The organism is Streptomyces sp. NPDC021100 (assembly GCF_044333095.1).
GTDB lineage: Bacteria > Actinomycetota > Actinomycetes > Streptomycetales > Streptomycetaceae > Streptomyces.
This window is the reverse complement of the sequence record NZ_JBIRQH010000025.1, coordinates 38,417-60,544: the sequence shown is the minus strand read 5'-3', so window position 1 is coordinate 60,544 and position 22,128 is coordinate 38,417. Positions and strand designations below refer to the sequence as shown.

The 22,128-nt window shown below is 71.8% G+C and carries 20 protein-coding genes; 3 read left to right on the top strand and 17 right to left on the bottom strand.

Translation table 11 applies throughout. The annotated features are described in order from the left end of the window. Nucleotides 1-128 precede the first annotated feature (128 nt). From ACH4PU_RS31670 to ACH4PU_RS31655, 4 genes are all read right to left on the bottom strand, one after another. On the bottom strand, nt 129-1,124 hold the full coding sequence (locus ACH4PU_RS31670) for a hypothetical protein (protein WP_398279811.1): 996 nt from the start codon (nt 1,122-1,124) through the stop codon (nt 129-131). A 199-nt stretch (nt 1,125-1,323) separates the two neighbouring features. Further along, nucleotides 1,324-2,310, bottom strand: a complete 987-nt coding sequence (locus ACH4PU_RS31665) for an ABC transporter substrate-binding protein (protein WP_398279808.1) — start codon at nt 2,308-2,310, stop codon at nt 1,324-1,326. Between the two features lie 126 nt (nt 2,311-2,436). Beyond that, the gene (locus tag ACH4PU_RS31660) at nt 2,437-3,177 is read right to left on the bottom strand and encodes an ABC transporter permease (protein WP_398279805.1); all 741 of its coding nucleotides are present in this window, start codon (nt 3,175-3,177) and stop codon (nt 2,437-2,439) included. Further along, nucleotides 3,177-3,941, bottom strand: a complete 765-nt coding sequence (locus ACH4PU_RS31655; RefSeq protein WP_398279802.1) for an ABC transporter permease — start codon at nt 3,939-3,941, stop codon at nt 3,177-3,179. The genes ACH4PU_RS31660 and ACH4PU_RS31655 overlap by 1 nt, the downstream gene beginning before the upstream one ends. Before the next feature lie 139 nt (nt 3,942-4,080). On the opposite strand from ACH4PU_RS31655, the gene ACH4PU_RS31650 reads away from it, so the two are divergent. Further along, nucleotides 4,081-5,259, top strand: a complete 1,179-nt coding sequence (locus ACH4PU_RS31650; RefSeq protein WP_398279799.1) for an ABC transporter ATP-binding protein — start codon at nt 4,081-4,083, stop codon at nt 5,257-5,259. A gap of 32 nt (nt 5,260-5,291) precedes the next feature. On the opposite strand, the gene ACH4PU_RS31645 is transcribed toward ACH4PU_RS31650, so the two are convergent. The 6 genes from ACH4PU_RS31645 to ACH4PU_RS31620 form a co-directional block, all read right to left on the bottom strand. After that, nucleotides 5,292-5,780, bottom strand: a complete 489-nt coding sequence (locus tag ACH4PU_RS31645; RefSeq protein WP_398279796.1) for a DUF3180 domain-containing protein — start codon at nt 5,778-5,780, stop codon at nt 5,292-5,294. An 82-nt stretch (nt 5,781-5,862) separates the two neighbouring features. Then, nucleotides 5,863-6,456 (bottom strand): 2-amino-4-hydroxy-6-hydroxymethyldihydropteridine diphosphokinase, encoded by a 594-nt coding sequence (folK, locus tag ACH4PU_RS31640; RefSeq protein WP_398279793.1) that lies wholly within the window; start codon nt 6,454-6,456, stop codon nt 5,863-5,865. After that, nucleotides 6,453-6,812, bottom strand: a complete 360-nt coding sequence (gene folB / locus ACH4PU_RS31635; protein WP_185942274.1) for a dihydroneopterin aldolase — start codon at nt 6,810-6,812, stop codon at nt 6,453-6,455. The genes folK and folB overlap by 4 nt, the downstream gene beginning before the upstream one ends. A gap of 381 nt (nt 6,813-7,193) precedes the next feature. Then, entirely contained in the window at nt 7,194-7,703 is a 510-nt protein-coding gene (locus ACH4PU_RS31630; RefSeq protein ID WP_398279790.1) for a nuclear transport factor 2 family protein, read from the bottom strand. Continuing rightward, nucleotides 7,700-8,587 carry a dihydropteroate synthase gene (folP, locus tag ACH4PU_RS31625; RefSeq protein WP_398279787.1) on the bottom strand — a complete coding sequence of 296 codons (888 nt, stop codon included), beginning with the start codon at nt 8,585-8,587 and terminating at the stop codon, nt 7,700-7,702. The genes ACH4PU_RS31630 and folP overlap by 4 nt, the downstream gene beginning before the upstream one ends. A gap of 111 nt (nt 8,588-8,698) precedes the next feature. Beyond that, nucleotides 8,699-10,549 carry a phosphatidylglycerol lysyltransferase domain-containing protein gene (locus tag ACH4PU_RS31620; RefSeq protein WP_398279784.1) on the bottom strand — a complete coding sequence of 617 codons (1,851 nt, stop codon included), beginning with the start codon at nt 10,547-10,549 and terminating at the stop codon, nt 8,699-8,701. Between the two features lie 170 nt (nt 10,550-10,719). Between ACH4PU_RS31620 and ACH4PU_RS31615 the strand changes: the two genes are divergently transcribed. Beyond that, nucleotides 10,720-11,832, top strand: a complete 1,113-nt coding sequence (locus ACH4PU_RS31615) for an alpha/beta hydrolase (protein WP_398279781.1) — start codon at nt 10,720-10,722, stop codon at nt 11,830-11,832. A 72-nt stretch (nt 11,833-11,904) separates the two neighbouring features. Here ACH4PU_RS31615 and folE read toward each other — a convergent pair whose 3' ends face one another. The 6 genes from folE to dacB form a co-directional block, all read right to left on the bottom strand. Further along, nucleotides 11,905-12,513: a GTP cyclohydrolase I FolE gene (gene folE, locus ACH4PU_RS31610; RefSeq protein ID WP_004940397.1), complete on the bottom strand. Its 609-nt coding sequence runs from the start codon at nt 12,511-12,513 to the stop codon at nt 11,905-11,907. 154 nt (nt 12,514-12,667) lie between these two features. Continuing rightward, nucleotides 12,668-14,680 (bottom strand): ATP-dependent zinc metalloprotease FtsH, encoded by a 2,013-nt coding sequence (gene ftsH, locus ACH4PU_RS31605; RefSeq protein ID WP_398279777.1) that lies wholly within the window; start codon nt 14,678-14,680, stop codon nt 12,668-12,670. 302 nt (nt 14,681-14,982) lie between these two features. Further along, nucleotides 14,983-15,522, bottom strand: coding sequence for a hypoxanthine phosphoribosyltransferase (gene hpt / locus ACH4PU_RS31600; RefSeq protein ID WP_004940393.1), 540 nt, complete (start codon nt 15,520-15,522; stop codon nt 14,983-14,985). A 118-nt stretch (nt 15,523-15,640) separates the two neighbouring features. Further along, nucleotides 15,641-16,669 carry a tRNA lysidine(34) synthetase TilS gene (gene tilS, locus ACH4PU_RS31595; RefSeq protein ID WP_398279774.1) on the bottom strand — a complete coding sequence of 343 codons (1,029 nt, stop codon included), beginning with the start codon at nt 16,667-16,669 and terminating at the stop codon, nt 15,641-15,643. A 194-nt stretch (nt 16,670-16,863) separates the two neighbouring features. After that, on the bottom strand, nt 16,864-17,991 hold the full coding sequence (locus tag ACH4PU_RS31590) for a zinc-dependent metalloprotease (protein ID WP_185942280.1): 1,128 nt from the start codon (nt 17,989-17,991) through the stop codon (nt 16,864-16,866). A 264-nt stretch (nt 17,992-18,255) separates the two neighbouring features. Beyond that, nucleotides 18,256-19,674, bottom strand: a complete 1,419-nt coding sequence (gene dacB, locus ACH4PU_RS31585; RefSeq protein ID WP_398279771.1) for a D-alanyl-D-alanine carboxypeptidase/D-alanyl-D-alanine-endopeptidase — start codon at nt 19,672-19,674, stop codon at nt 18,256-18,258. Between the two features lie 131 nt (nt 19,675-19,805). Between dacB and ACH4PU_RS31580 the strand changes: the two genes are divergently transcribed. Then, a complete protein-coding gene (locus tag ACH4PU_RS31580) occupies nt 19,806-20,303 on the top strand; it encodes an inorganic diphosphatase (RefSeq protein WP_004940362.1) in 498 nt (165 codons plus the stop codon). Nucleotides 20,304-20,439: 136 nt separating this feature from the next. On the opposite strand, the gene ACH4PU_RS31575 is transcribed toward ACH4PU_RS31580, so the two are convergent. Then, a complete protein-coding gene (locus tag ACH4PU_RS31575) occupies nt 20,440-22,098 on the bottom strand; it encodes a threonine/serine exporter ThrE family protein (RefSeq protein WP_398279933.1) in 1,659 nt (552 codons plus the stop codon). Nucleotides 22,099-22,128 lie beyond the last annotated feature (30 nt).

Sequence of the window (22,128 nt, the reverse complement as noted above, 5' to 3'; positions counted from 1 at the left end):
ACGGGCTGACCATTCAGCCCGTCCGGCGTTTGAGGACAACCGCGCGGAGCGCGGTTTCGGGGGTCTGGGGGCTTGCCCCCAGGAATCGGCGAAGGGGCGGGACCGGGGCACAGCCCGCCGCAGGCGCGTCAGATCGCGTCGCGCAACTCCACCACATCGATCTGCTCGGTCTCGTCATGAGCCGTCAGATCGATGACCCGCTCGTCGGCACCCCGCTCCGCGGCCAACGCCTCCTCGCCCACCACATCGGCGAGATCCTGCTCCTCGACAGCCGTCTTCGCCGCGGCAGCGGCCTGCTTGGCCTGGTGCTGCGTCCCGAAGAAGTCGAACCCGCCCGTGGCACGCCGTACCGGAGGCGCGGGCCGCCGCACCGGCATGGCGGGCCGGGCGTCGCGCACGGCCAGGGCCGCGCCGCCCTCGGCGACGGCGGGCGCGGCGGGCGCGGCAGGCGCCGAAACGACCGGCGCAGGAACAGCGGGAGCCGGAACGGCGGGGGCCGACACGGGAACGGCCGGCGCACTCACAACCGAACCCGAACCCGAAGCAGGGACAGAGGCAGAAGCCGAAGCCCGGTCCTCCGCCTCCCGCTGCACAGCCCCGTTCCGCGCCAGATCCCGCAGCGCGTCCGCCGCCCGGCGGTACTCGCGCTCCCCGACCCGCCCGTCGGAGCGGGCCCGCACCAGGGAGCGGGCCTGCATGGCGGTCTCCAGCGCCCGCGCGGCCTTGGGCACCCCGGCCTTCTCGTCGTCGTTCCCGGCGGCCTCGCCCGTGGAGCGCTCCGTCTCCAGCAGCCGCCGGCCCTCGAGGGCACTGGCCCGCTCGGTCTCGGCGGTGGCGTAGCGGCGCAGCAGGTCGGCGTGCTCGGTCCGGAGCCGGGCCAGCTCGGCGCGCTTGCCGCGGAGCTTGGTCTCCAGGCGGGCGCGGGCCTGGCGGGTCTCCTCCAGGTCCGTCTCGAGCTCGGCGAGGCGCTCGTCCGTCTTCCACTCGTCGCGGGCGCGGGCCGCGGTGAGCTGGGCGACCTGCTTCCCCGCCGACCGGTCCCAACGGCGCATCAGCACCGAGCCGACCACGGCCGCCACGGCGGCACCCGCGGCGAGGCCGCGTATGACGACCGTTTCGCCCACTGTCCAGGCTCCGGCCGCACAGGCGACCGAGGTCGCGGCGACCAGCGAAGAGGGAAGAAGCCGGTGCAGGGATGTGGAATGGCGGTGGCGTCCTCGTGGCATGGCCAGAAACTTACCGTGCGTTGCGACGAAAGTGTGACTCCGGCACCAAACCGTTCCCTTGATCTTACTTGTTCCCTACTCGCCTCCCACTTGGCTCCTACTTCCCCAGCAGCCCCTTGTCCTTGAGGTACTGCGCGGCCACATCGGCCGGCTTGAGCCGCTCGGCGTCCACCTTCTTGTTGAGTTCGGTGAGGTCCTCCGTGGTCAGCACCTTGTTGAGTTTGCCGAGCGCTTCCACGACCTGCGGTGAACCTGCCTTCCGCGCATTCACCACCGGCAGCACGTTGTCGGAGTTCTGCAGTTTCTTGTCGTCCTTGAGCACGACAAGACCGAACTGTTCCAACGTGGCGTCCGTGGTCGTCGTGAGGACCATCTGGTCCTTGCCGTTCCTGACCGCCTGCTTGGCCTGGGTGCTGCCGACCTCCAAGGGGTCTATGCCCGCGACACGGATGCCGTAGGTCTTCTCCAGACCCGGCTTGCAGAACGGCCGCTCGGTGCACTCGTCCCCCGCCGCGAGCTTGACCGACTCCTTCGACGCCCCGAGGTCCGAAAGCGTCTTGAGCTGGTGTTTCCCCGCGAACTCGGCCGACACGGCGAACGCGTTCTGGTCCACCGCGCGCCCGGCGTCCAGCACCTTGAGTCCCCGCGGTTCGGCGAGTTTCCGCAGCGCCTTCAGCGTGGTGTCGGAGTCGGCGGAGGCGACCTGCGGGGCGTCCTTCCCGTTCTGCTTCTTGTTCAGGAATTCCGCGAGCGTCGCCGCGTACTCCGGGACGACATCGATCTGCCCCTTCTCCAGAGCCGGTTCATACAGCTCGCGCGCGTCCACCGTCTTGATCGAGGTGGAATATCCGGCGTCCTTCAGCAGGGCCGCGTATATTTCCGCGAGCACCTTCGACTCGGTGAACGAAGCGGATCCGATCACGAGGGATCCCCGGCCCGACGCACTGGATCCCCCGTCACCGCCCCCGGACTTCTCCAGGCTGTCCCCGCCGCACGCGGCCAGGCCCGCCGTCAGGGCGGCGACTCCCGCCGCCGCCAGCGCGGCGCGGGCGATCCGCGCACGGCGCGGGGTGGTGCTGGTCATGCGGCACTCCATCCATGTCGGCGGACGCCGGGCGCGACCGCCTTCCGGTCCACCCGGACGTCTCGTTTCTGACGTCGCATCAGTTGATAGGCCGTCACTTTCGCGCGTCGCCGGGTCACTTCCGGCTCAGGCGGCGCTCCCGGCGGTCCGAACGGTGTCGACGTCGGCGGCGGACGCGTCGGATATCCGGTACGCCCCGGCGGCTCCCCGCCGCCGGCGTCCCAGCCGGCGCTCCAGCAGCACGAACGCCCCTTCCACCACCAGCGCGAGGACGGCCACCAGCACGGCGCCGGCCACCACCTGCGGGGTGTCGGTGAGACGGAAGCCCGCGGTGATGATCCGCCCCAGCCCGCCCCCGCCGACGATCGCGGCGATGGAGACCGTCGCCACCACCTGCACGGCCGCCGACCGCACCCCGGTCATCACCAGCGGCATGGCCAGCGGGAGTTCGACCCGGCCGACGACCTGCCGGCCCGACATCCCCATCCCCCGCGCCGCCTCCACCACGTCGCGGTCCACCTCGCGCATGCCCACATAGGCGTTGGTCAGCAGCGGGGGTATCGCGAAGAGGACGAGGGCGATGATGGTGGGCCATGAGTCGTACGTACCCAGCGGGCCCAGGGTCAGCAGGACCAGCACCGCGAAAGTGGGCACGGCCCGGCCCGCGTTGGAGAGGTTGACGGCCAGGGCGCCGCCCCGGCCGGTGTGCCCCAGCACCACGGCGAGGGGCAGGGCGATGGCGCAGGAGAGGGCCAGGCACACCACGGTCAGCTCGAGGTGCTCGGCGAGCCGGTGCCAGACGCCGTCCGGGCCGGACCAGTGCGATCCGGTGGCGAGCCACGTCCACGTCCTGGAGACGACGTCCATCAGGCCACCGCCTTCTTCCGCTCACCGCGCGCCGCACGCGCTTCCCCGGCTCCCCCGGCTCTTCCGGCTCCCCCGGACCCCCGCCGCGCCCGCGGCTTCCTCGTCCAGGGCGTCAGCAGCCGCTGGACTCCCAGCAGCAGCACGTCCGCCACGACGGCCAGCAGCACGCAGAGCACCGAGGCGGTCAGGACCTGGGCCTTGAAGACGCTGTGCAGCCCCTCGTAGATCAGATTGCCCAGCCCGCCGTAGCCGGTGAGCGCGCCGACGGTGGTCAGCGAGACCGTGGACACGGTGGCGATCCGGACCCCCGCCATCACCGCCGGCAGGGCGAGCGGCAGCTCCACCCCGAACAGCAGCCGTATCGGCCCGTACCCCATGCCGCGTGCCGCCTCGCGGGCCTCCTCCGGCACGGCGGCCAGCCCGGCCAGGATGTTCCGCACCAGGATCGTCAGCGAGTAGAGCACCAGACCGGTGATCACCACGGCCGCCGAGAGCCCGAAGACCGGCACCAGCAGCGAGAACATCGCCAGCGACGGCACCGTGTAGAGCACCGTGGTCAGCCCGAGCACCGGGCCCGCCACACCGCGCCAGCGGCGGGCCGCCAGCGCCAGCGGGAACGCGACGAGCAGCCCGATGCCGACGGACGCCAGCGTGATGCCGATGTGCTGCAGGGTCGCGTCCACGAGCTCATGGCTCCGCGTCCGCACGTACTCGCCGCAGATCCAGTCATTGTCGATCAGGCAATTGCCGCCCTGCCCCGCCATGCGCGCTCACCTCCCCCTTGGCCTTCACCGACGGTTACTGGCGACCCTAACGCCCACCACTGACAATCGCCTGTGGGCCGTCACACAGCCAGGGCTCCGGCACGTCATGGCAGGGGAAGATGTGGCAACAATGGGGGGCGTGATCCGATTCGAGCACGTCACCAAGCGCTACGCCGATGGCACGACCGCCGTGGACGACCTGTCCTTCGAAGTGGCGGAGGGCGAGCTGGTCACGCTCGTCGGACCGTCCGGCTGCGGCAAGACCACCACGATGAAGATGGTCAACCGGCTGATCGAACCGACCGAGGGCCGGATCCTGCTCGACGGCGAGGACATCGCGGAGACCGACCCGGTCGCCCTGCGCCGGCGCATCGGCTATGTGATCCAGCAGGTCGGGCTGTTCCCGCACAAGACGGTGCTCGACAACACCGCGACCGTGCCGTACCTGCTCGGCTGGCAGCGGAAGAAGGCCCGTGACCGCGCCGCCGAGCTGCTGGAGCTCGTCGGGCTCGACCCCGCCGTGCACGGCGGCCGCTACCCCGACCAGCTCTCCGGAGGGCAGCGGCAGCGTGTGGGCGTCGCCCGCGCGCTCGCCGCCGACCCGCCCGTCCTCCTGATGGACGAACCGTTCGGCGCCGTCGACCCGGTCGTCCGCGAACGGCTGCAGAACGAATTCCTGCGCCTTCAGTCACAGGTGCGCAAGACCGTGCTCTTCGTCACCCATGACATCGAGGAGGCCGTCCGGCTGGGAGACCGCATAGCGGTTTACGGCCACGGCCGCATCGAGCAGCTCGACGCGCCCTCGGTGGTACTCGGCGCCCCCGCCACGCCCTACGTCGCCGACTTCGTCGGAGCCGACCGCGGCCTGAAGCGGCTCTCCGTCACCCCGATCGAACGCGGCGACCTGGAGCAGCCTCCCGTCGTCCACCTGGACGACCCGGTGGAGGCCGCCCTCAGCCTCCTCGCCGGCGAGAACGCCGACTGGGCCGTCGTCCTCGACGACGGGGAGAAGCTGCACGGCTGGGTGGCCGCGGACGCGATCGTCCACGCGAACGGCGGAACCGTGCGGGACCACGCCCGGCGCATGGAGGCCTGGCTGCCGGTGGGGGCGTCGCTGAAGCAGGCGTTCAGCACGATGCTCCAGCACGACGCCGGGTGGATCGCCGTGCTCGACGGCGACCGCAGGGACCACTTCCTCGGCGTCCTCACCCCGGCGAGCCTGCACGGGGCCCTGCGCCGCTCGGTCGGGGACGACGCGCGGCGGGCCGGCCGGGCGGAGCCGTCCGGCGGGGGCCTGCGGGCCGCCTCACCGAGCTGAGCGGCGGCTCCCGGCCGGCCGGGAGCGGGAGCCTAGGCGGGCTTCCCCTCGCCCGGCCCCTCGTCGTCGTCCTCCGGCAGCTTGCAGACCCGCTCCATGAAGAACGCCGCGGCCACCACACAGGCCCCGGCCAGCACCGAGGCCCCGGCGTAGATCGTCTGCTCCCGCCGGGCGTCCGTCTCCATGCCGTCCAGCAGCAGGAAGACCCCCACCCCGCCGTACGCGCCGGACACCAGCGCCGCGACCAGGGCGCTGGCCTGGCCGAACACCACGGCCCTGGCCGCCAGCAGCGGGTCGACGCCCTTGGCTCCGGGGCGCCGCTCGCGCTGGGCGCGCAGCCGCGCGCGGAGCGAGAGGGCCGTCGAGAAGAGGACGACGGCGATGACGGCCAGCACGATCGGCGCCGCGACCGGCACGCTCGGCAGCGTGCCGAAGGCGTCCCAGAGCCGGGCACCGGCCCAGGACAGCACTCCGGCCGCGGCGAACAGGCCGAGCAGCACCCCGATCCGAAGTTGCTTCACCGAGCCGTCAGCCCCTCGTCGTCATCATCCGTCACCAGTCGTACACATGCCCATGGCGCCCGTGCCGCCACTCGCCCAACGGCTATTCGGGCAGCCGGAGTTCCAGGTCGACCCGCGGCCGTACGCCCTCGCGGGCGAGTCCGTCCAGCAGGTCGGCGACCGGGCCACGTCCCGGAACAACAGCATCCGGATCCACGTCGTACCACGGAACCAGCACGAAGGCACGCTCGTGGGCGCGCGGGTGCGGAAGCGTCAGCAGCGGATCGTCGGAGATCACGCCCTGGTAGGTGACGATGTCCACGTCGATGGTCCGCGGCCCCCAGCGCTCGTCGCGGACGCGCTCGAACGCCTCCTCGATGGCGTGTCCGCGCTCCAGCAGCGAGGCCGGCGGGAGCGTGGTCTTCACCAGCACCACCGCGTTGAAGTAGGACGGCTGCGAACCGGGCTCGACGCCCCAGGGCTCGGTCTCGTAGACCGGGGAGACCGCCTTCACCCGCAGGCCGGGCGTGTCCTCCAGGGCGTCGACGGCGCCCTGCAGCGTCTCCAGGCGGTTGCCCAGGTTGCTGCCGAGCGACAGCACGGCCCACTGCGGATTGCTCAGGGTCACATCGGCGGCGTCCACCTGCTCCACCACGGAGGCGGGCACCGGCTGCACGGTCGGGTCGCTGCTGCTCATACTCGGCTCCGGGTGATCGTTACGGTCACGTCGTCGAAGGGCACGGTGATCGGGGCGTCCGGCTTGTGCACGACCACCTCGACCTCCCGCACCGGGTCGTGCTTCAGGCACTGCTCGGCGATCCGCTCGGCGAGGGTCTCGATCAGGTCGACCGGCTCGCCCTGCACGATGCCGACGACCTCCTCGGCCACGATGCCGTAGTGGACGGTCTTCGTGAGGTCGTCGCCGGCCGCGGCGGGCCGGGTGTCCAGGCTCAGCACGAGATCGACGACGAAGGTCTGGCCTTCCTCGCGTTCTCGGGGGAAGACCCCATGGTGCCCGCGAGCCTTCAAGCCGCGCAGCGCGACACGGTCCACACGAATCACTCCTGCTGGTCGTCGGTGACGGGTACCGCCCGTGCCCTCGCGGCCACGGGGGAGGGACGTCCGGCGGCGGCCGGGCGTCACCCGTCCCCGGCCTTCGACCGGGATACCCAACGTCGAATCTACCTGCGAGCACCGACAGCGTCCGGGCGCGGGTGCCCCGGCCCGGGAACGGCTGTGACGCTGGTCACCGGCGTCCGCCGCGTTCCCCGGCCGGCGTATGAGCACCCATACCCGCCGGGGAAGCAGCTCGAACGAGTGGTCACGGATCCATCAAACTGACGCGCGGTGATGACGCGCCTGGCCCGTCCCTCGCTGGAAAAACGCCCGGAAAGACGCCGGGAAAGGCCCCCGGCACAGCACCCGTAGAGCCCGTCAGCCCAGCGGCCCGACCGGCCCCGAACCCCCGTCCAGGTCCTCGGGCCCCTCCTCGCGCTCCCCGTACTCCTCGTCCTCCCGGCCCGCCAGCACCGGCGACCCGTGGTGCGACCACACCTTCCACTCCGACCCCACCCGCCGGAACGCGTTGGTGGCCACGACCAGCTGGCCCACCAGCGGCCCCAGCTCGCCCTCGGACTCCGCGGGCGCCCCGCTGAGGATGTTCTCGGTGCAGGTCACCAGGGCCGTGTCACCGGCCACCGAGACCTCGACGTCGGTCAGGAAGAACTGGATGTAGTCGGTGCTCGCCATGATCAGCGCGTACGAGCGGAGCACCTCACCGCGCCCACGCAGCACCGGCCAGCCCGGGTGGACGCAGGACACCTCGGTACCGGGGTCGTCCAGCCACATCCGCCGCAACGCCTCGGTGTCGCCGCGTTCCACCGCCTCGTACAGGGCCGTGTTGGCGAGCTCGACCCGCTCGGCGTCGGTGCGCGCCGAGCTCACACCGCCCCCTCGGGGGCTCCGGAGCGCGCGGCGTCCACGGCGCTCACCACGCGCACGGCGTCCGCGCTCGCGCCCACCTCGTGCACGCGCACCGCCCACGCGCCCTCGCGCGCCGCCAGCACCGAGACCGCGGCGGTCGCCGCGTCCCGTTCTCGGGCCGGCGGCGGAGTACCGTCCGGGCCCGCCAGCACCCGGCCCAGGAAGCGCTTGCGGGACGCCGCGACCAGCAGCGGCAGCCCCAGCTCCGCCCGCAGCCGGTCCAGCCGGGCGACCAGGGCCAGATCGTGCCCCGCGTTCTTGGCGAAGCCCAGACCGGGGTCGATCACCAGCCGCTCCGGTTCGATCCCGGCCGCCACGACCGCGTCCACCCGCCGCCGCAGTTCGTCGACGACCTCGCCGACCACGTCGCCGTAGACCGCCCGGCTGTTCATGTCCTCGCTGAAACCGCGCCAGTGCATGACCACGAACGGCACCCGGGCCTGCGCCGCCATCGGGACCATCGCCGGATCGGCGAGCCCGCCGCTCACATCGTTGACCAGCCCGGCACCGGCCTCCAGGGCCGCCTCCGCGACCGAGGCCCGCATCGTGTCGACCGAGACGACGACGCCCTCCCCGGCCAGTTCCCGGACGACCGGGACCACCCGGCGCCGCTCCTCGGCCTCGTCCACCCGCAGCGCCCCCGGCCGGGTGGACTCGCCGCCCACGTCGACCAGGTCGGCACCGCCCGCGACGAGGTCCAGGCCCCGCTTGACCGCCTCGGCGGTGTCGAACCAGCGGCCGCCGTCGGAGAACGAGTCGGGCGTCACGTTGACCACGCCCATCACCGCGCAGCGGTCCCACCGCGGCAGACCCACGGGCCCGATACGAGCGTGCAAGGTACTCATGCCCACCAGCGTAGGCCGTGGGCCGCCGGCGACGACGACCGGCCGACACGGCGAGAGCCCTCCCCGGAAGCGGTTCCGGGAAGGGCTCTCACAGGGGCCGGCGGGCGCGGCTCACGCGGCGCGCGTGACCTCCGCCTGCTCCACCGACGCGTCCTCGTCGAAGCTCGGCTTGGGCGGCGCCGGGCGGCGGCGCAGCAGCCGCGGCAGCTCCAGGAAGCCCTCCGCCTGCATCATCGCGAAGCCGATGCGCGGCAGGTCGCGGCTGTTCGGGAAGACGATGAAGCGCGGCTCCCAGCGGGGCCGGAACTTCTCGTTGAACTTGTACAGCGACTCGATCTGGAACCAGCGCGACAGGAAGATCAGCACCCCGCGCTGGATCCGGACCACCGGTCCGGCGCCCAGCTTGCTCCCGCGCTCCAGGGCGGAGCGGAAGAACGCGAAGTTCAGCGACAGGCGCTTGATCTTCAGCTCGGGCGCGGCCTGAAGGAAGGCGACGATCAGCAGTTCGTTCATGCCCGGGTCGGCGCTGCGGTCGCGGCGCATCAGCTCCAGGGAGCTGCCGTCCTTGCCCCACGGCACGTAGTGCTGCATGGCCCGCAGATCGCCGAAGGGGGCGGTCTCGCCCTCCTCGACGTCCTTGTGGGCGGTGGCGATGATGGCGTCCAGGTCCTTCGGGTCGCCGATCCGGCCGAGCGCCATGGAGAAGCCGCGCTCCTCCTCGGTGTCGCGCCAGGCGTTGGCGGCCTGCTGGACGACCGCGAGCTCCTCGGGGCTCAGGTCGCCGACGCGGCGGACCTTGGTGCTGTAGCCGTTGCGCTCGATGCGCTTGACCATCTGGCGGACGTTGCGCATGGCCCGGCCGCTGAGGCTGAAGTCGGCGACCTCGACGATGGCCTCGTCACCCATCTCCAGGGCGTCCAGGCCCGTCTCACGGGTCCAGACCTCGCCGCCGGTCTCGCTGCACCCGTTCACGGCGGGGGTCCAGGAGTGGCGCTTGGCCAGCTCCATGAACTTCTCGATCGCGCCCGGCCACGCCTCGACGTCGCCGATCGGGTCGCCACTGGCGAGCATGACGCCGGAGACCACGCGGTAGGAGACGGCGGCCTTGCCGGACGGGGAGAAGACGACGCTCTTGTCGCGGCGGAGCGCGAAGTGGCCCAGCGAGTCGCGGTCACCGTGCTTGGCCAGCAGCTCGCGCAGCCGGTCCTCGTCCTCCTCGGTGAGGACGGCCGCCGGGTACTCCGGCCGGAAGGCCAGGAACGCGGTGGTGGCGACGGTCAGCAGGCCGAGGGCGCCGAGGGAGTAGCCGACGACGTAGTCCACGCCGCCGGTGTAGCGGACCGAGCCCTCGAAGCCGAACAGGCCCCACAGGACGTGCTCGATCTGCTCCAGCACCGGCGGGTCGCCGACCATCTGGTCCGGGTGCGAGCCGACGATCACCCAGCCGAGGGCGAAGCTGGCGCCGCCCATCAGGATGAAGTTGGCCAGCGCCTTCCAGCGGCTGCGCGGGTCGGGCAGCGCGGTGAACGCGTTCCGGTGCCGCACCAGGTAGGCGAAGAGCAGCAGCGAGAAGACCGCGCCCGCGATGGAGTGCCGGTAGATCAGGTGCGCGGCGGCGCCCACCGGCAGCACGACGACCGCGGCCCACCAGGCACGCGACTTCGCGCGCTTGAGGCCGTGGGCGAGCATCAGCAGCAGGATGCCGACGACGATCGACGCGGCGGCGGCCAACTGGGTGACGGCACCCGGCAGCACCTCCGCCAGAGTGTGGATCTTGCTGAAGCGGAAGCGCGGGATGACGCCGGCGGCGATGTCCATCAGACCGATGACCGCCGCGACCGTGCCTACGACGGCCGGGACACGCTCCGGCCGAGGCCCCTTGGCCATCCGGGCAAGCACCGACAGCCACTTCGGACCCGAAGGAACCCCATCGGACTTTTTGCCATCTTCCCTGACAGACATCTCTTCCCGTCGTCCATGTCGAGTGGGCATACGGCATCTGGCCGTACCGCTCCGGACAATGTGCGCCCTGTAGGACGACGGTTCAGGGGCGGAGGTTCCGCCGGCGGCGGGCCCGGATAGAAGTAACCATTCCGCGACCCGTTGCCGGGTCGCTCGGCAGAAAGCACCTCATGGGTCTCACCAGCAAGACAGTTCTGCTGTTGGCCGCCGTGCTGGCGGTAGTGCTCTTCGCGTGTACCGTCTGGCTCTGGCCGCGGTTCGGCAAGAAGAGCGTGGGTTCCATCCTGAGCCGCGTCGGCATGCTGCTCGTCACCCAGCTGTCCCTGTTCGCCGCCATCGGCCTCTACGCGAACTACTCGTTCGGCTTCTACGCCTCGTGGGCCGACCTCTTCGGCCAGGAGCAGGACCAGGGCGTCGTGGTGGACCACAGCGCGGGCGCCCACCGCGTCCAGGTGGTCGGCACCCAGCAGGTGAACGTGCCCCGGGCCTCCGTCCCCCGGGTCGCCGGCCGGATCGAGAAGGTGAACATCCAGGGGCCCGAGTCGCGGATCGCCAGCCCGGCCTTCGTGTACCTGCCGCCGGAGTACTTCCAGCCCGAGTTCGCCAAGCGCACCTTTCCGGCCTCCGTCGTGCTGACCGGCTACCCGGGCACCGCCGAGGCGCTGATCAAGGGCCTGCACTACCCGCAGACGGCGCACAAGCTGGCCAAAGAGAAGAAGATGCAGCCCACCATCCTGGTGATGATGCGGCCGACCGTCGCCCCGCCCCGGGATACGGAGTGCATGGACATACCCGACGGCCCGAAGACCGAGACGTTCTTCACCAAGGACCTGCGCAAGGCCATGGCGCAGCAGTACCGGATCGGCACCAAGGCCGCCAACTGGGGCATGATCGGCGACTCGACCGGCGGCTACTGCGCGCTGAAGCTCGCCATGCGCCACCCGGAGGCGTACGGCGCCGCCGCCGCGCTCTCCGGCTACTACAAGGCCCCGCAGGACCCCACCACCGGTTCCCTCTTCGGCGGCAGCAAGAAGCTGGAGCAGGAGAACAACCTGATCTGGCGGCTGAAGAACAAGCCGCTGCCCAAGATCTCGATGCTGGTCACCAGCAGCAAGCAGGGCGAGCACAACTACAAGGACACGATGAAGTTCGTCGACCTCGCCGCCAAGCACCCCACCCGGGTCTCCTCGATGATCCTGGAGAGCGGCGGTCACAACTTCAACACCTGGCGCCGTGAGATCCCCGGCACCCTCCAGTGGATGGGCAGCCGCCTCAGCGCGTGACGCTCTCCCGCCCCCCGGCCGGGCCGCCCGCAGCGCAGCGGGCGGCCTTCGTGTTTCCCGGGTGCCGCCGGCTCAGCGGGCCGACATGATGAGGCTCATCGCCTCCGCGCGGGACGCCGGGTCCCGCAGCTGGCCCCGCACCGCGGACGTGATCGTCTTCGCGCCGGGCTTCCGGATCCCCCGCATCGACATGCACATGTGCTCGCACTCGATCACCACGACGACGCCCCGCGCCTCCAGGATCTCCACGAGCGAGTCCGCGATCTGCGTGGTGAGCCGCTCCTGCACCTGCGGGCGGCGGGCGTAGACGTCCACCAGCCGGGCCAGCTTCGACAGGCCGGTGATCTTGCCGCTGGTCGCGGGGATGTAGCCGATGTGCGCGACGCCGTGGAACGGGACGAGGTGGTGCTCGCACGTGCTGTAGACCTCGATGTCCCGGACCAGCACCATCTCGTCGTGGCCCAGGTCGAAGGTGGTGGTCAGCACGTCGGCCGGCTCCTGCCGCAGGCCGGCGAATATCTCCTTGTAGGCGCGCGCGACACGGGCGGGGGTCTCCCGCAGGCCCTCACGGTCCGGGTCCTCGCCGACGGCGATCAGCAGTTCGCGGACGGCCTGCTCGGCCCGCTTCTCGTCGAACGGCCCGATGGCTCGCTCGCCGTCCAGGGTCACCGGATCGATCATGTTGCCTCGTTCTCTCGTGCGTACGCGCCTGCGGCGGCCCTCCCCGTCGGCCGGCCGTTCACCCAGCCGGAGGAGCGCGCACACATGCGCGATGCCGCGCCCCCAGGCTAGAACCTGGGAGACGCGGCATCCATTCCGGGCCCTGAGGCGCGGTTCACTCCGGGCGGAGGTCCTCCGGCAGATCCACCGACTCGACGCCGGTGGCACCGGTGGCGCCGTTGCTGCTCGGGGCGAGCTCCTTGGGGGAGAGCACCGGCGGGCGGCTGGACGGCGTACGGCGCGAGGAGCCGGTCCACGCCGGGCGGGCCGGGCGCTTCACGACGTGCTTGAAGATCTCGGCGATCTCCTCCTTGTTCAGCGTCTCCTTCTCCAGGAGGGCCAGAACGAGGTTGTCGAGGATGTCGCGGTTCTCGACCAGGATCTCCCACGCCTCGTTGTGCGCGGTCTCGATCAGCTTCTTGACCTCTTCGTCGACCAGCGCGGCGACCTCTTCCGAGTAGTCGCGCTGGTGCGACATCTCGCGGCCCAGGAAGGGCTCGGAGTTGTCGGAGCCGAACTTGATCGCACCGAGCCGCTCGGTCATACCGTACTGGGTGACCATCGCGCGGGCCGTGGCGGTGGCCTTCTCGATGTCGTTCGCGGCGCCCGTGGTCGGGTCGTGGAAGACCAGCTCCTCGGCCGCGCGGCCGCCCAGCATGTAGGCCAGCTGGTCGAGCATCTCGTTGCGCGTGGTCGAGTACTTGTCCTCGTCCGGCAGCACCATGGTGTAGCCGAGCGCGCGACCCCGGGACAGGATGGTGATCTTGTGCACCGGGTCGGAGTTGGGCGAAGCCGCCGCGACCAGGGCGTGACCGCCCTCGTGGTACGCGGTGATCTTCTTCTCCTTGTCGCTCATGATCCGGGTCCGCTTCTGCGGTCCGGCCACGACGCGGTCGATCGCCTCGTCCAGCATGTGGTTGTCGATCAGCTTCTTGTCGCTGCGGGCCGTCAGCAGGGCGGCCTCGTTCAGCACGTTGGAGAGATCGGCACCGGTGAAGCCGGGGGTACGGCGGGCGACGGCCGCGAGGTCGACGTCCGGGGCGACCGGCTTGCCCTTCTGGTGGACCTTGAGGATCTCCAGGCGGCCCTGCATGTCGGGGCGGTCGACGGCGATCTGCCGGTCGAAGCGGCCCGGGCGCAGCAGCGCGGGGTCGAGGATGTCGGGCCGGTTGGTGGCCGCGATCAGGATGACGCCGCCCTTGACGTCGAAGCCGTCCATCTCGACGAGCAGCTGGTTGAGCGTCTGCTCGCGCTCGTCGTGACCGCCGCCGAGGCCCGCGCCGCGGTGCCGGCCGACGGCGTCGATCTCGTCGACGAAGACGATGGCCGGGGCGTTGGCCTTGGCCTGCTCGAACAGGTCGCGGACCCGGGAGGCACCGACACCGACGAACATCTCGACGAAGTCGGAACCGGAGATCGAGTAGAACGGGACGCCGGCCTCGCCCGCGACGGCGCGCGCCAGCAGCGTCTTGCCGGTACCGGGCGGGCCGTAGAGCAGCACACCCTTGGGGATCTTGGCGCCGACGGCCTGGAACTTGGCGGGCTCCTGCAGGAACTCCTTGATCTCGTGGAGCTCCTCGACGGCCTCGTCGGAACCGGCCACGTCGGCGAAGGTCGTCTTCGGGGTGTCCTTGGTGATCAGCTTGGCCTTGGACTTCCCGAAGTTCATCACCCGGGAGCCGCCGCCCTGCATCTGGTTCATCAGGAACAGGAAGACGACCACGATGAGGACGAAGGGCAGCAGGGACAGCAGCACCCCGATGAAGGGGTTCTGCTTGGACGTCGCCACGTTGTAGCCCTCGGGCAGGACGTCCTTGTCCTTCTGGTCGACGGCCTTCTGGAGCATCGCGGACAGCTGGACGCCCTGGTCACCGATGTAGTTCGCCTGGACCTTGCCGCTGCCCTTGATCTTCTGGCCGCTCTTGAGCTCGACCTTGATCTTGTTTTCGTCGCCCGTGGTCAGCTCGGCCGATTTCACCCTGTTGTCACGGATGGCCGCGACAACCTGACTGGTGTCCACCGACTTGTAGCCGCCGGACGAGCCGACGACCTGCATCAACACGACCACGGCGAGGACGGCCAGCACGATCCACATGACCGGCCCACGGAAGTAGCGCTTCACGTCCATCCATACGGGGCGCGAGCGCCCCGTCCCTCCTGCCACAGTGAGGCACGGTGCCCCTCGATCGGGGTGCCTGTGCGTACGGTGTTCTGCTCGACCTTGCAGTACTTGCTTGCGGTGCTTGCTAAAGAATGCTTGAAAAGACTGACCTTCGGACGGTACCCCAGCATTGTCACCCGACGCCGCCGCAGACGGTCAACAAATCCGTCTTCCCCTCCTCCAACGGCGGAAAACCGTGAGGGGTTCCCGGTGGCCCGGCAATCGCCGGGCCCTTCGGGGGGAATGCCGTCCGCCCTGGTCGGGGGTGGTCAGCCGCCGTAGACGTGCGGCGCGAGGGTGCCCACGAAGGGGAGGTTGCGGTACTTCTCCGCGAAGTCGAGACCGTAACCGACGACGAACTCGTTCGGGATGTCGAAGCCGACCCACTTCACGTCGATGGCGACCTTGGCCGCCTCCGGCTTGCGCAGCAGGGTGACGACGTTGAGGGACGCCGGCTCGCGGGAGCCGAGGTTCGACAGCAGCCAGGACAGCGTCAGGCCGGAGTCGATGATGTCCTCGACGATCAGGACGTGCTTGCCCTTGATGTCGGTGTCGAGGTCCTTGAGGATCCGGACCACACCGGAGGACTGGGTGCCCGCGCCGTAGGAGGACACGGCCATCCAGTCCATGGTGACGGGGTTGGACAGCGCGCGCGCCAGGTCCGCCATCACCATCACGGCGCCCTTGAGGACACCGACGATGAGCAGGTCCTTGCCCGCGTACTCCGCGTCGATCTTCGCGGCCAGCTCGGCCAGCTTCGCGTCGATCTCTTCCTTGGTGATGAGCACCGACTTGAGGTCGGTGCCCATGTCCTTCTCGTCCACCCGCGCCACTCTCGTTCGATTGGGGCTCATCCGGCCGTCCGGGCGCCTGCCGCCCGGCCAGGGTCCGGCCGGGCCTGCCCGCGGTCACTCACGGTCGTTCGATTCAGCCCTGCCGAAGGACCAGTCTGCCACCATGCCGGTGGACCGCGACCCGCCCGGGGAGGTTGATGGCCCGCTGACCGCGCCAGCCGGTGATCAGCCGGTCGACCTCCTCGATGTGCCGGGCGAACAGCGAACCGGCCGGGGAACCGGCCTCGATGGCCGCCCGGCGCAGCACCCGGCGGCGGACGGCGGGGGGCAGCGCGTAGAGCTTGGCGACCTCCAGGGCGCCGCTGTCGTCCCGTACGGACGGCTCCACGGCGACGGCCCAGGAGTCGAGGGCGTCCGCGTCGTCCCGGGACAGCTGGGCGGTCCTGGCCAGCGCCTCGACGACGCCCTTGCCCAGCGCCTTCTCCAGGACCGGCAGGGCCTCGTGGCGGACCCGGGAGCGGGTGTAGGCCGGGTCGACGTTGTGCGGGTCGTCCCAGACCGGCAGCGACTGCACCAGGCACGCCTTGCGGGCGGTCTGCCGGTCGAGGCCCAGGAACGGCCTCCGGTAGCGGCCCCCGACCCCGGAGGCCACGGCCATCCCGGACAGCGAACGGGTGCCCGAGCCGCGGGCCAGCCCCAGGAGGACGGTCTCGGCCTGGTCGTCGCGGGTGTGGCCGAGGAGCACGGCGGCGGCGCCGTGCCGTTCGGCGGCCTCGTCCAGGGCGGCGTAGCGGGCGTCGCGGGCGGCGGCCTCGGGGCCGCCCTCCCGGCCGACGGTCACGGGGAGCGCCTCGACGGGATCGAGGCCGAGGGCGAGGAGGCGGCTCACCACCTCGGCGGCGCGGAGGTCGGAGCCCTCCTGGAGGCCGTGGTCGACGGTGACGCCGCCGGCGCGGAGGCCGAGCCGGGGGGCCTCGAAGGCGAGGGCGGAGGCGAGCGCCATGGAGTCGGCGCCGCCTGAGCAGGCGGCCAGGACGAGCGGGGGCCTGGAGCCGCCGGGGGCGCTTGCGGTTGCGGTTTCGGACGGAGCGAGGGTGAGGACGTCGTGGAGAACGCGGCGGACCGCCAGGCGTATCGCCGCGACCGCGGGGTGTGGACCCATGTCCGAGTGTCCAATCGTTCCAACGAGGAGCTGACGGGAAGGGGTTGTGGGGACGTGCGGGCTGCATCGTCACGCTGTGTGCGTAGATGGTGACAGAGATGAGCCTTTACCCGAGCATCGCACGCCCACCCCTGGCACACGGTCCCTCGGACGGGTGATTACGGGAGCGTTCGTCCGTCAGGGGCGTGACACCGTCACCCGTCGGCCCGGCTGTGCACCCGCGCGACCCAGTCCGCGGGTTTGGCGATCTCGGCCTTGGTCGGCAGGGTGTTCGGCGAGGTCCAGACCCTGTTGAAGCCCTCCATGCCGACCTGGTCCACCACCGCCCGGACGAACCGCTCGCCATCACGGTACTGCCGCAGCTTGGCGTCCAGACCCAGCAGCTTCCGCAGCGCCTGGTCCAGCCGGCCCGCGCCGCTGGCCCGCCGCTGCTGGAACTTCTCCCGGATCTCCGTCACGGACGGCACGACCCGCGGGCCCACCCCGTCCATGACGTAGTCCGCGTGCCCCTCCAGCAGGGACATCACCGCCGTCAGCCGCCCCAGCACCTCCCGCTGGGCGGGGGTCTGCACCAGCTCGACGATGCTGCGCCCGCCCCGCTCCCCGTCGTCCTCCGGCGGGCGCCCGCCGGCCAGCGACTGGAGGGCCTCACGGAGCCGCTCCAGCAGGGTGGCCGGGTCGATGTCGGTCTCGGCGAGGAACGCCTGGACCTCGCCCTCGATGTGGTCGCGCAGCCACGGCACCCCCGTGAACTGGGTGCGGTGCGTCTCCTCGTGCAGGCACACCCACAGCCGGAAATCGTGCGGGTCGACCTCCAGTTCGCGCTCCACGTGCACGATGTTCGGCGCCACCAGCAGCAGCCGGCCGCCGCCGGCGCCGCCCGGCAGGTCCCGGGTGGGCGGCGCGAACGTCTCGTACTGGCCCAGCACCCGCGAGGCCAGGAACGACAGCAGCATGCCCAGCTCCACGCCGGTGACCTTGCCGCCGACCGCGCCCAGCACGGCGCCGCCCGGCAGCCCGCCCCGGCGCTTCTCCATCTTCTCCAGCAGCGGCCCGAGCACCGCCCGGAACCCGGCGACGTTCGCCCGGATCCAGCCCGCCCGGTCCACCACCAGCACCGGGGTGTCCGATCCGGCCCCCGACGGCGTCATCCCGGTGAACTCCCGGACGTGCTCCTCCGACGCCTTGGCGTGCCGCCGCAACTCCGCGACCACCGCGCGGGCCTCGTCCCGGCTCACCTCCGGCCCCGGCCGCACGAGCCGCGTCGCGGTCGCCACCGCGAGCTTCCAGTCGACCATCTCCGCACCACCGATGCTCGTCATGAGTTCACGGTACGTGGTGCGGCGCGGTTGCGGAGGGGGTGGAGGGCGCCCCGGTCCCACCCTTTCGCCGTTTCCCGGGGCTCCGCCCCGGACCCCGTATCGCGGCTCCGCCGCTCGTCCTCAAACGCCGGACGGGCTGGATAGCGCGCCCGGGCGCCGTACTCAGCCTGTCCGGCGTTTGAGGACGACCGCGCGGAGCGCGGTTTCGGGGGTGCGGGGGCTTGCCCCCGCAGGAAACGGTGAAAGGGCGGGGCTGGGGCACCCTCAGCGGCCGGCGGCCACCGCCGCCGCCAATGCATCCAACGCCCGCTGCGCCCCCTCCGAATCCGATGTCGCGTCCGCCAGAAACGCGAACGCCAGCAACCGCCCGCTCCCGCCGACCGCTGTCCCGGCCAGCGCGTTCACCCCGGTCAGAGTCCCGGTCTTGGCCCGCACCACTCCCCGCCCCCCGGCCACCCGCTCCCGCAGCGTCCCACTGAACCCCGCCACCGGCAGTCCCGTGAGCACCGCTCGCAACTCAGGCGACCCCCGATCGCCAGCGCGAGCCAGGAGCCGGGCCAGGAGGTCCGCGGAGACCCGGTCGGCCCGGTCCAGGCCGCTGCCGTCGGCGAAGCGCGCACCCGCCGTCGGCAGGCCGAGCCGCGCCAGCCGGGCGGCCACCGCCCGCCCCGCGCCCTCGAAGCTCGCCGGCTGCCCGTCGGCGAGGGCGGTCTGCCGGGCCAGGGCCTCGGCGATGTCGTTGTCGCTGTGGGTAAGGGCCCGCTCGACGAGGTCGGAGAGCGGGGCGGAGGCGACGGCGGCCAGCCGGCGGGCGCCGGCGGGCGAGCGGCCCTCGGCGGGCTCGCCCTCGACGCGTACCCCCCGCTCCCCCAGGAGGGCGGCGAACTTCCGTGCGGCGTCCCCGGCCGGGTCGTCCGTACGGTCCGCGGGGCCGTGGTCGCTGTCGTCCAGCCGGCCCTCGTCCACCATGAGGGCGCTGACCGGTGCGAGGTTCTCGTTGGTGCCGATCGCGTGCGGTACGGGCCCGGTGTAGCGGGAGACGTCGTACCGGAGTGCCGTGTGGTCGGTACCGAGCGTCTTCAGAGCCCGGGCCGTGGCATCGGCCAGGGCCGGAAGGCCGGTGGGCTCCCGGCCGGGCGGGGAGGGGCGGGCGGTGAGGGTGGGGTCGCCGCCGCCGACGAGCACGATCCCGTCGGCCCCGAGCGTCACCGTGGTCTCGATGCGGTGATCCGCGCCGAGCGCGGAGAGCGCCGCGACGGAGGTGGCGAGTTTGACGGTGGAGGCGGGAGTGACCGCCGCGGCCTCGTTCGCACCGAACAGCCGCTCACCGCTCGCCACGTCGACGACGGAGGCCGAGACGCGGGGGCCCAGCGCGGCGTCGGCGAGCAGCGGCTCCAGCGAGGCGGCGAGACCGGCCGCGGCGGGCGCCCCGCCGGACCCGCCTGACCCACCGGCCCCTGGCGACAGCCCCAGCACCCCGGCGAGCACCGGGCCGGCCCGGGAAGACCCGTAGGGCGCGCCCCGGGCGTACGCCCCCCGGTCGGCGGCTGCGGCGCGTACCCGTTCGGCCGTACGCTGTCCGCCGTCCCAGGGCCCGGCAGCGGCCACCGCCCCGGCCGCGGCGAGCAGTCCCACCGCGGTGGAGGCGGCGACGAACCGCCCGGTACCGGACCGCGGCGCCAAGGCTGCAGGCCACCACCGGGCCTGCCGACGGACGCTCCCGGGCATGACGGACCAGCCCCTTTCGCCACCACACACCTGCGTAGGGGACACTTAATCACCAGACGTATGTGTTGATCATGAAGGAGCCACTCGTGGAGTTCGACGTCACCATCGAGATTCCGAAGGGTTCGCGGAACAAGTACGAGGTGGACCACGAGACCGGTCGCATCCGTCTGGACCGCCGTCTCTTCACCTCCACCAGCTACCCCGCCGACTACGGCTTCGTCGAGAACACCCTCGGCGAGGACGGCGACCCGCTGGACGCCCTTGTCATCCTGGACGAGCCCACCTTCCCGGGCTGCCTCATCACCTGCCGCGCCATCGGCATGTTCCGCATGACGGACGAGGCGGGCGGCGACGACAAGCTGCTCTGCGTCCCGGCCAACGACCCGCGCGTCGAGCACCTGCGCGACATCCACCACGTGTCGGAGTTCGACCGCCTGGAGATCCAGCACTTCTTCGAGGTCTACAAGGACCTGGAGCCGGGCAAGTCGGTCGAGGGTGCCGAGTGGGTCGGCCGCGCGGAGGCCGAGGCCGAGATCGAGGCGTCCTACAAGCGCCTGGAGGCCGCGGGCGGCTCCCACCACTGATCCGTGGTGATCTGACGCGCCGGAAGCGCTGATCGCGCCGGTACGGAACGCGCGGCTCCCGAGGGCCCCGGAAGGGCTCCTCGGAGGCCGCGCGTCCGCGTTTCCGGGGTGCTTCGGGGCAGCGCGCCCCCGGCGGTCAGAAGCCGCGCGTCCGCTTCGCCGCGCGCCGGGACGCCGCCGCGCCCGGCACCACCAGGAACATCCGGGCCACCTCCGCCCCCAGGTTCACCCCGATGGCGATGGCCAGGGCCAGGGCGGCCGCCTTGGTGAGGCTGGCCATGCCGGTGTCCAGCTTGTTCTGGGCGAAGTTCAGCAGCGCGAAGTACACCGCGCTACCGGGCAGCAGCGGCCCGATGGCCGCCGTGACGTACGGCAGCGCCGACGTGTACTGGTAGCGCGCGAGCAGCTGTCCGAAGAGGCCGACCAGCCCGGCGGCGATGGCGGTGGCGGGCACCGGGTCGAGGCCGCCGGTGTCGGCGAGCGCCCCGTAGACCACCCAGGCGACGCCGCCGTTGAGCGTCGCGTACAGCACGGTGTGACGTTCCTGCTGGAGCAGGACGGCGAACGAGAAGGCCAGCAGCATCGCCGCGACGATCTGCACGACGGGCCGTTCCTGGCGCTGGAGCGCCGCCTCGGGGTCGAGCGTGGTGCCGCCGATCCGCACACCGCCGTAGAGCACCATCATCACGCCGCAGACGATGCCGACGATCAGGTAGCCCACTTCCAGCAGCCGTGCCGAGGCGGTGATGTAGAAGCCGGTCAGGCCGTCCTGGACGCCCGCGACCAACGCCCGTCCCGGGATCAGGGCGAACAGCCCACCGGTGATCACGGCGGACGCCTGCACGTGCACGTGGTCCTGGGCGGTGCTGAGCGCGACGCCCATCGCCGCCGGGGGCATCGCGGCCACCACGAACTGGTAGAACTCCGGCAGCCCGCGCCCGGAGGCGAGCCACGCCAGCCGGTCGCCCAGCATGGCGCCGACCGCCGCCGCGAGGAACACCACGACCCCGCCGCCGACCAGCATGCTCGCCGCGCCGGCGAGCAGCCCGGCGGACAGCGTCAGGCCCCAGCCGGGGTACGGGTGCCGGTTGCGGCGTATCTCGGCGAGGCCGCGGTACGCCTCCTCCAGGGTGAGCCCCTGGGACGTGATGTCGTGGACGAGACGGAAGACGGCCGAGAGTCGGGTGTAGTCCGTGCCACGCCTGCGTACCGTGCGGCTGGCGGTGACGGGATCGTCCACGAGGGACGGCTGGTAGCTGACGGACAGCAGGGTGAACGTCACGTTCGGCTCGCACCGGTGCAGCCCGTACGCGTGCGCGACGCCGTACATCGCCGCCTCGACGTCCTCGGCGCCCTCGCCGCCCGCGAGCAGCAGCTCGCCGATGCGCAGGGTCAGGTCGAGCACGCGCGGCACGGCCGGCCCGGTCTCCTCCTCCTTGACCGCGCGCTCCGGGAGCGGCCTCTCGCCGACCGGCATCCGGACCATGGTCCGCATCCGGTCCTGCCAGGGCGCGTCCTTGGTGAGGCTGACGAGGGGGGTGCCGAGCGGCGGGGTGATCTCCGGGTACGCGAGGGAGGCGGGCCGGCTGAAGGCCGAACCCTCCGGACGCCGGTCCTCCGGTTCGGCCACGCCCTCGGGGACGGCGAACTCCGACGTCGGGTGCTCGTCCTCCGGCGGCACCGGCAAGGGCACCCCGAGGGGCGGGGTGAACGCGCTGCGCGCCTCGTCGCTCTGCGGTTTGCGGTCCTCGCCCGGATCCGGTGGGCCGCCGCCCCGCTGCCGATCAGCCACCACGCGCTCCTCCACGCCTCCTGCCCAGGTCAA

What these genes read in the sequence shown, in the direction of transcription:
- folE (WP_004940397.1), bottom strand. Translation starts at nt 12,513, where the DNA reads ATGATCGATCCGGTGACCCTGGACGGCGAGCGAGCCATCGGGCCGTTC.
- tilS (WP_398279774.1), bottom strand. Translation starts at nt 16,669, where the DNA reads ATGGGTCCACACCCCGCGGTCGCGGCGATACGCCTGGCGGTCCGCCGC.
- ACH4PU_RS31655 (WP_398279802.1), bottom strand. Translation starts at nt 3,941, where the DNA reads ATGGCGGGGCAGGGCGGCAATTGCCTGATCGACAATGACTGGATCTGC.
- ACH4PU_RS31590 (WP_185942280.1), bottom strand. Translation starts at nt 17,991, where the DNA reads ATGACGAGCATCGGTGGTGCGGAGATGGTCGACTGGAAGCTCGCGGTG.
- hpt (WP_004940393.1), bottom strand. Translation starts at nt 15,522, where the DNA reads ATGGGCACCGACCTCAAGTCGGTGCTCATCACCAAGGAAGAGATCGAC.
- folP (WP_398279787.1), bottom strand. Translation starts at nt 8,587, where the DNA reads ATGAGTACCTTGCACGCTCGTATCGGGCCCGTGGGTCTGCCGCGGTGG.
- folK (WP_398279793.1), bottom strand. Translation starts at nt 6,456, where the DNA reads ATGAGCAGCAGCGACCCGACCGTGCAGCCGGTGCCCGCCTCCGTGGTG.
- ACH4PU_RS31660 (WP_398279805.1), bottom strand. Translation starts at nt 3,177, where the DNA reads ATGGACGTCGTCTCCAGGACGTGGACGTGGCTCGCCACCGGATCGCAC.
- ftsH (WP_398279777.1), bottom strand. Translation starts at nt 14,680, where the DNA reads ATGGACGTGAAGCGCTACTTCCGTGGGCCGGTCATGTGGATCGTGCTG.
- ACH4PU_RS31615 (WP_398279781.1), top strand. Translation starts at nt 10,720, where the DNA reads ATGGGTCTCACCAGCAAGACAGTTCTGCTGTTGGCCGCCGTGCTGGCG.
- ACH4PU_RS31620 (WP_398279784.1), bottom strand. Translation starts at nt 10,549, where the DNA reads ATGTCTGTCAGGGAAGATGGCAAAAAGTCCGATGGGGTTCCTTCGGGT.
- ACH4PU_RS31665 (WP_398279808.1), bottom strand. Translation starts at nt 2,310, where the DNA reads ATGACCAGCACCACCCCGCGCCGTGCGCGGATCGCCCGCGCCGCGCTG.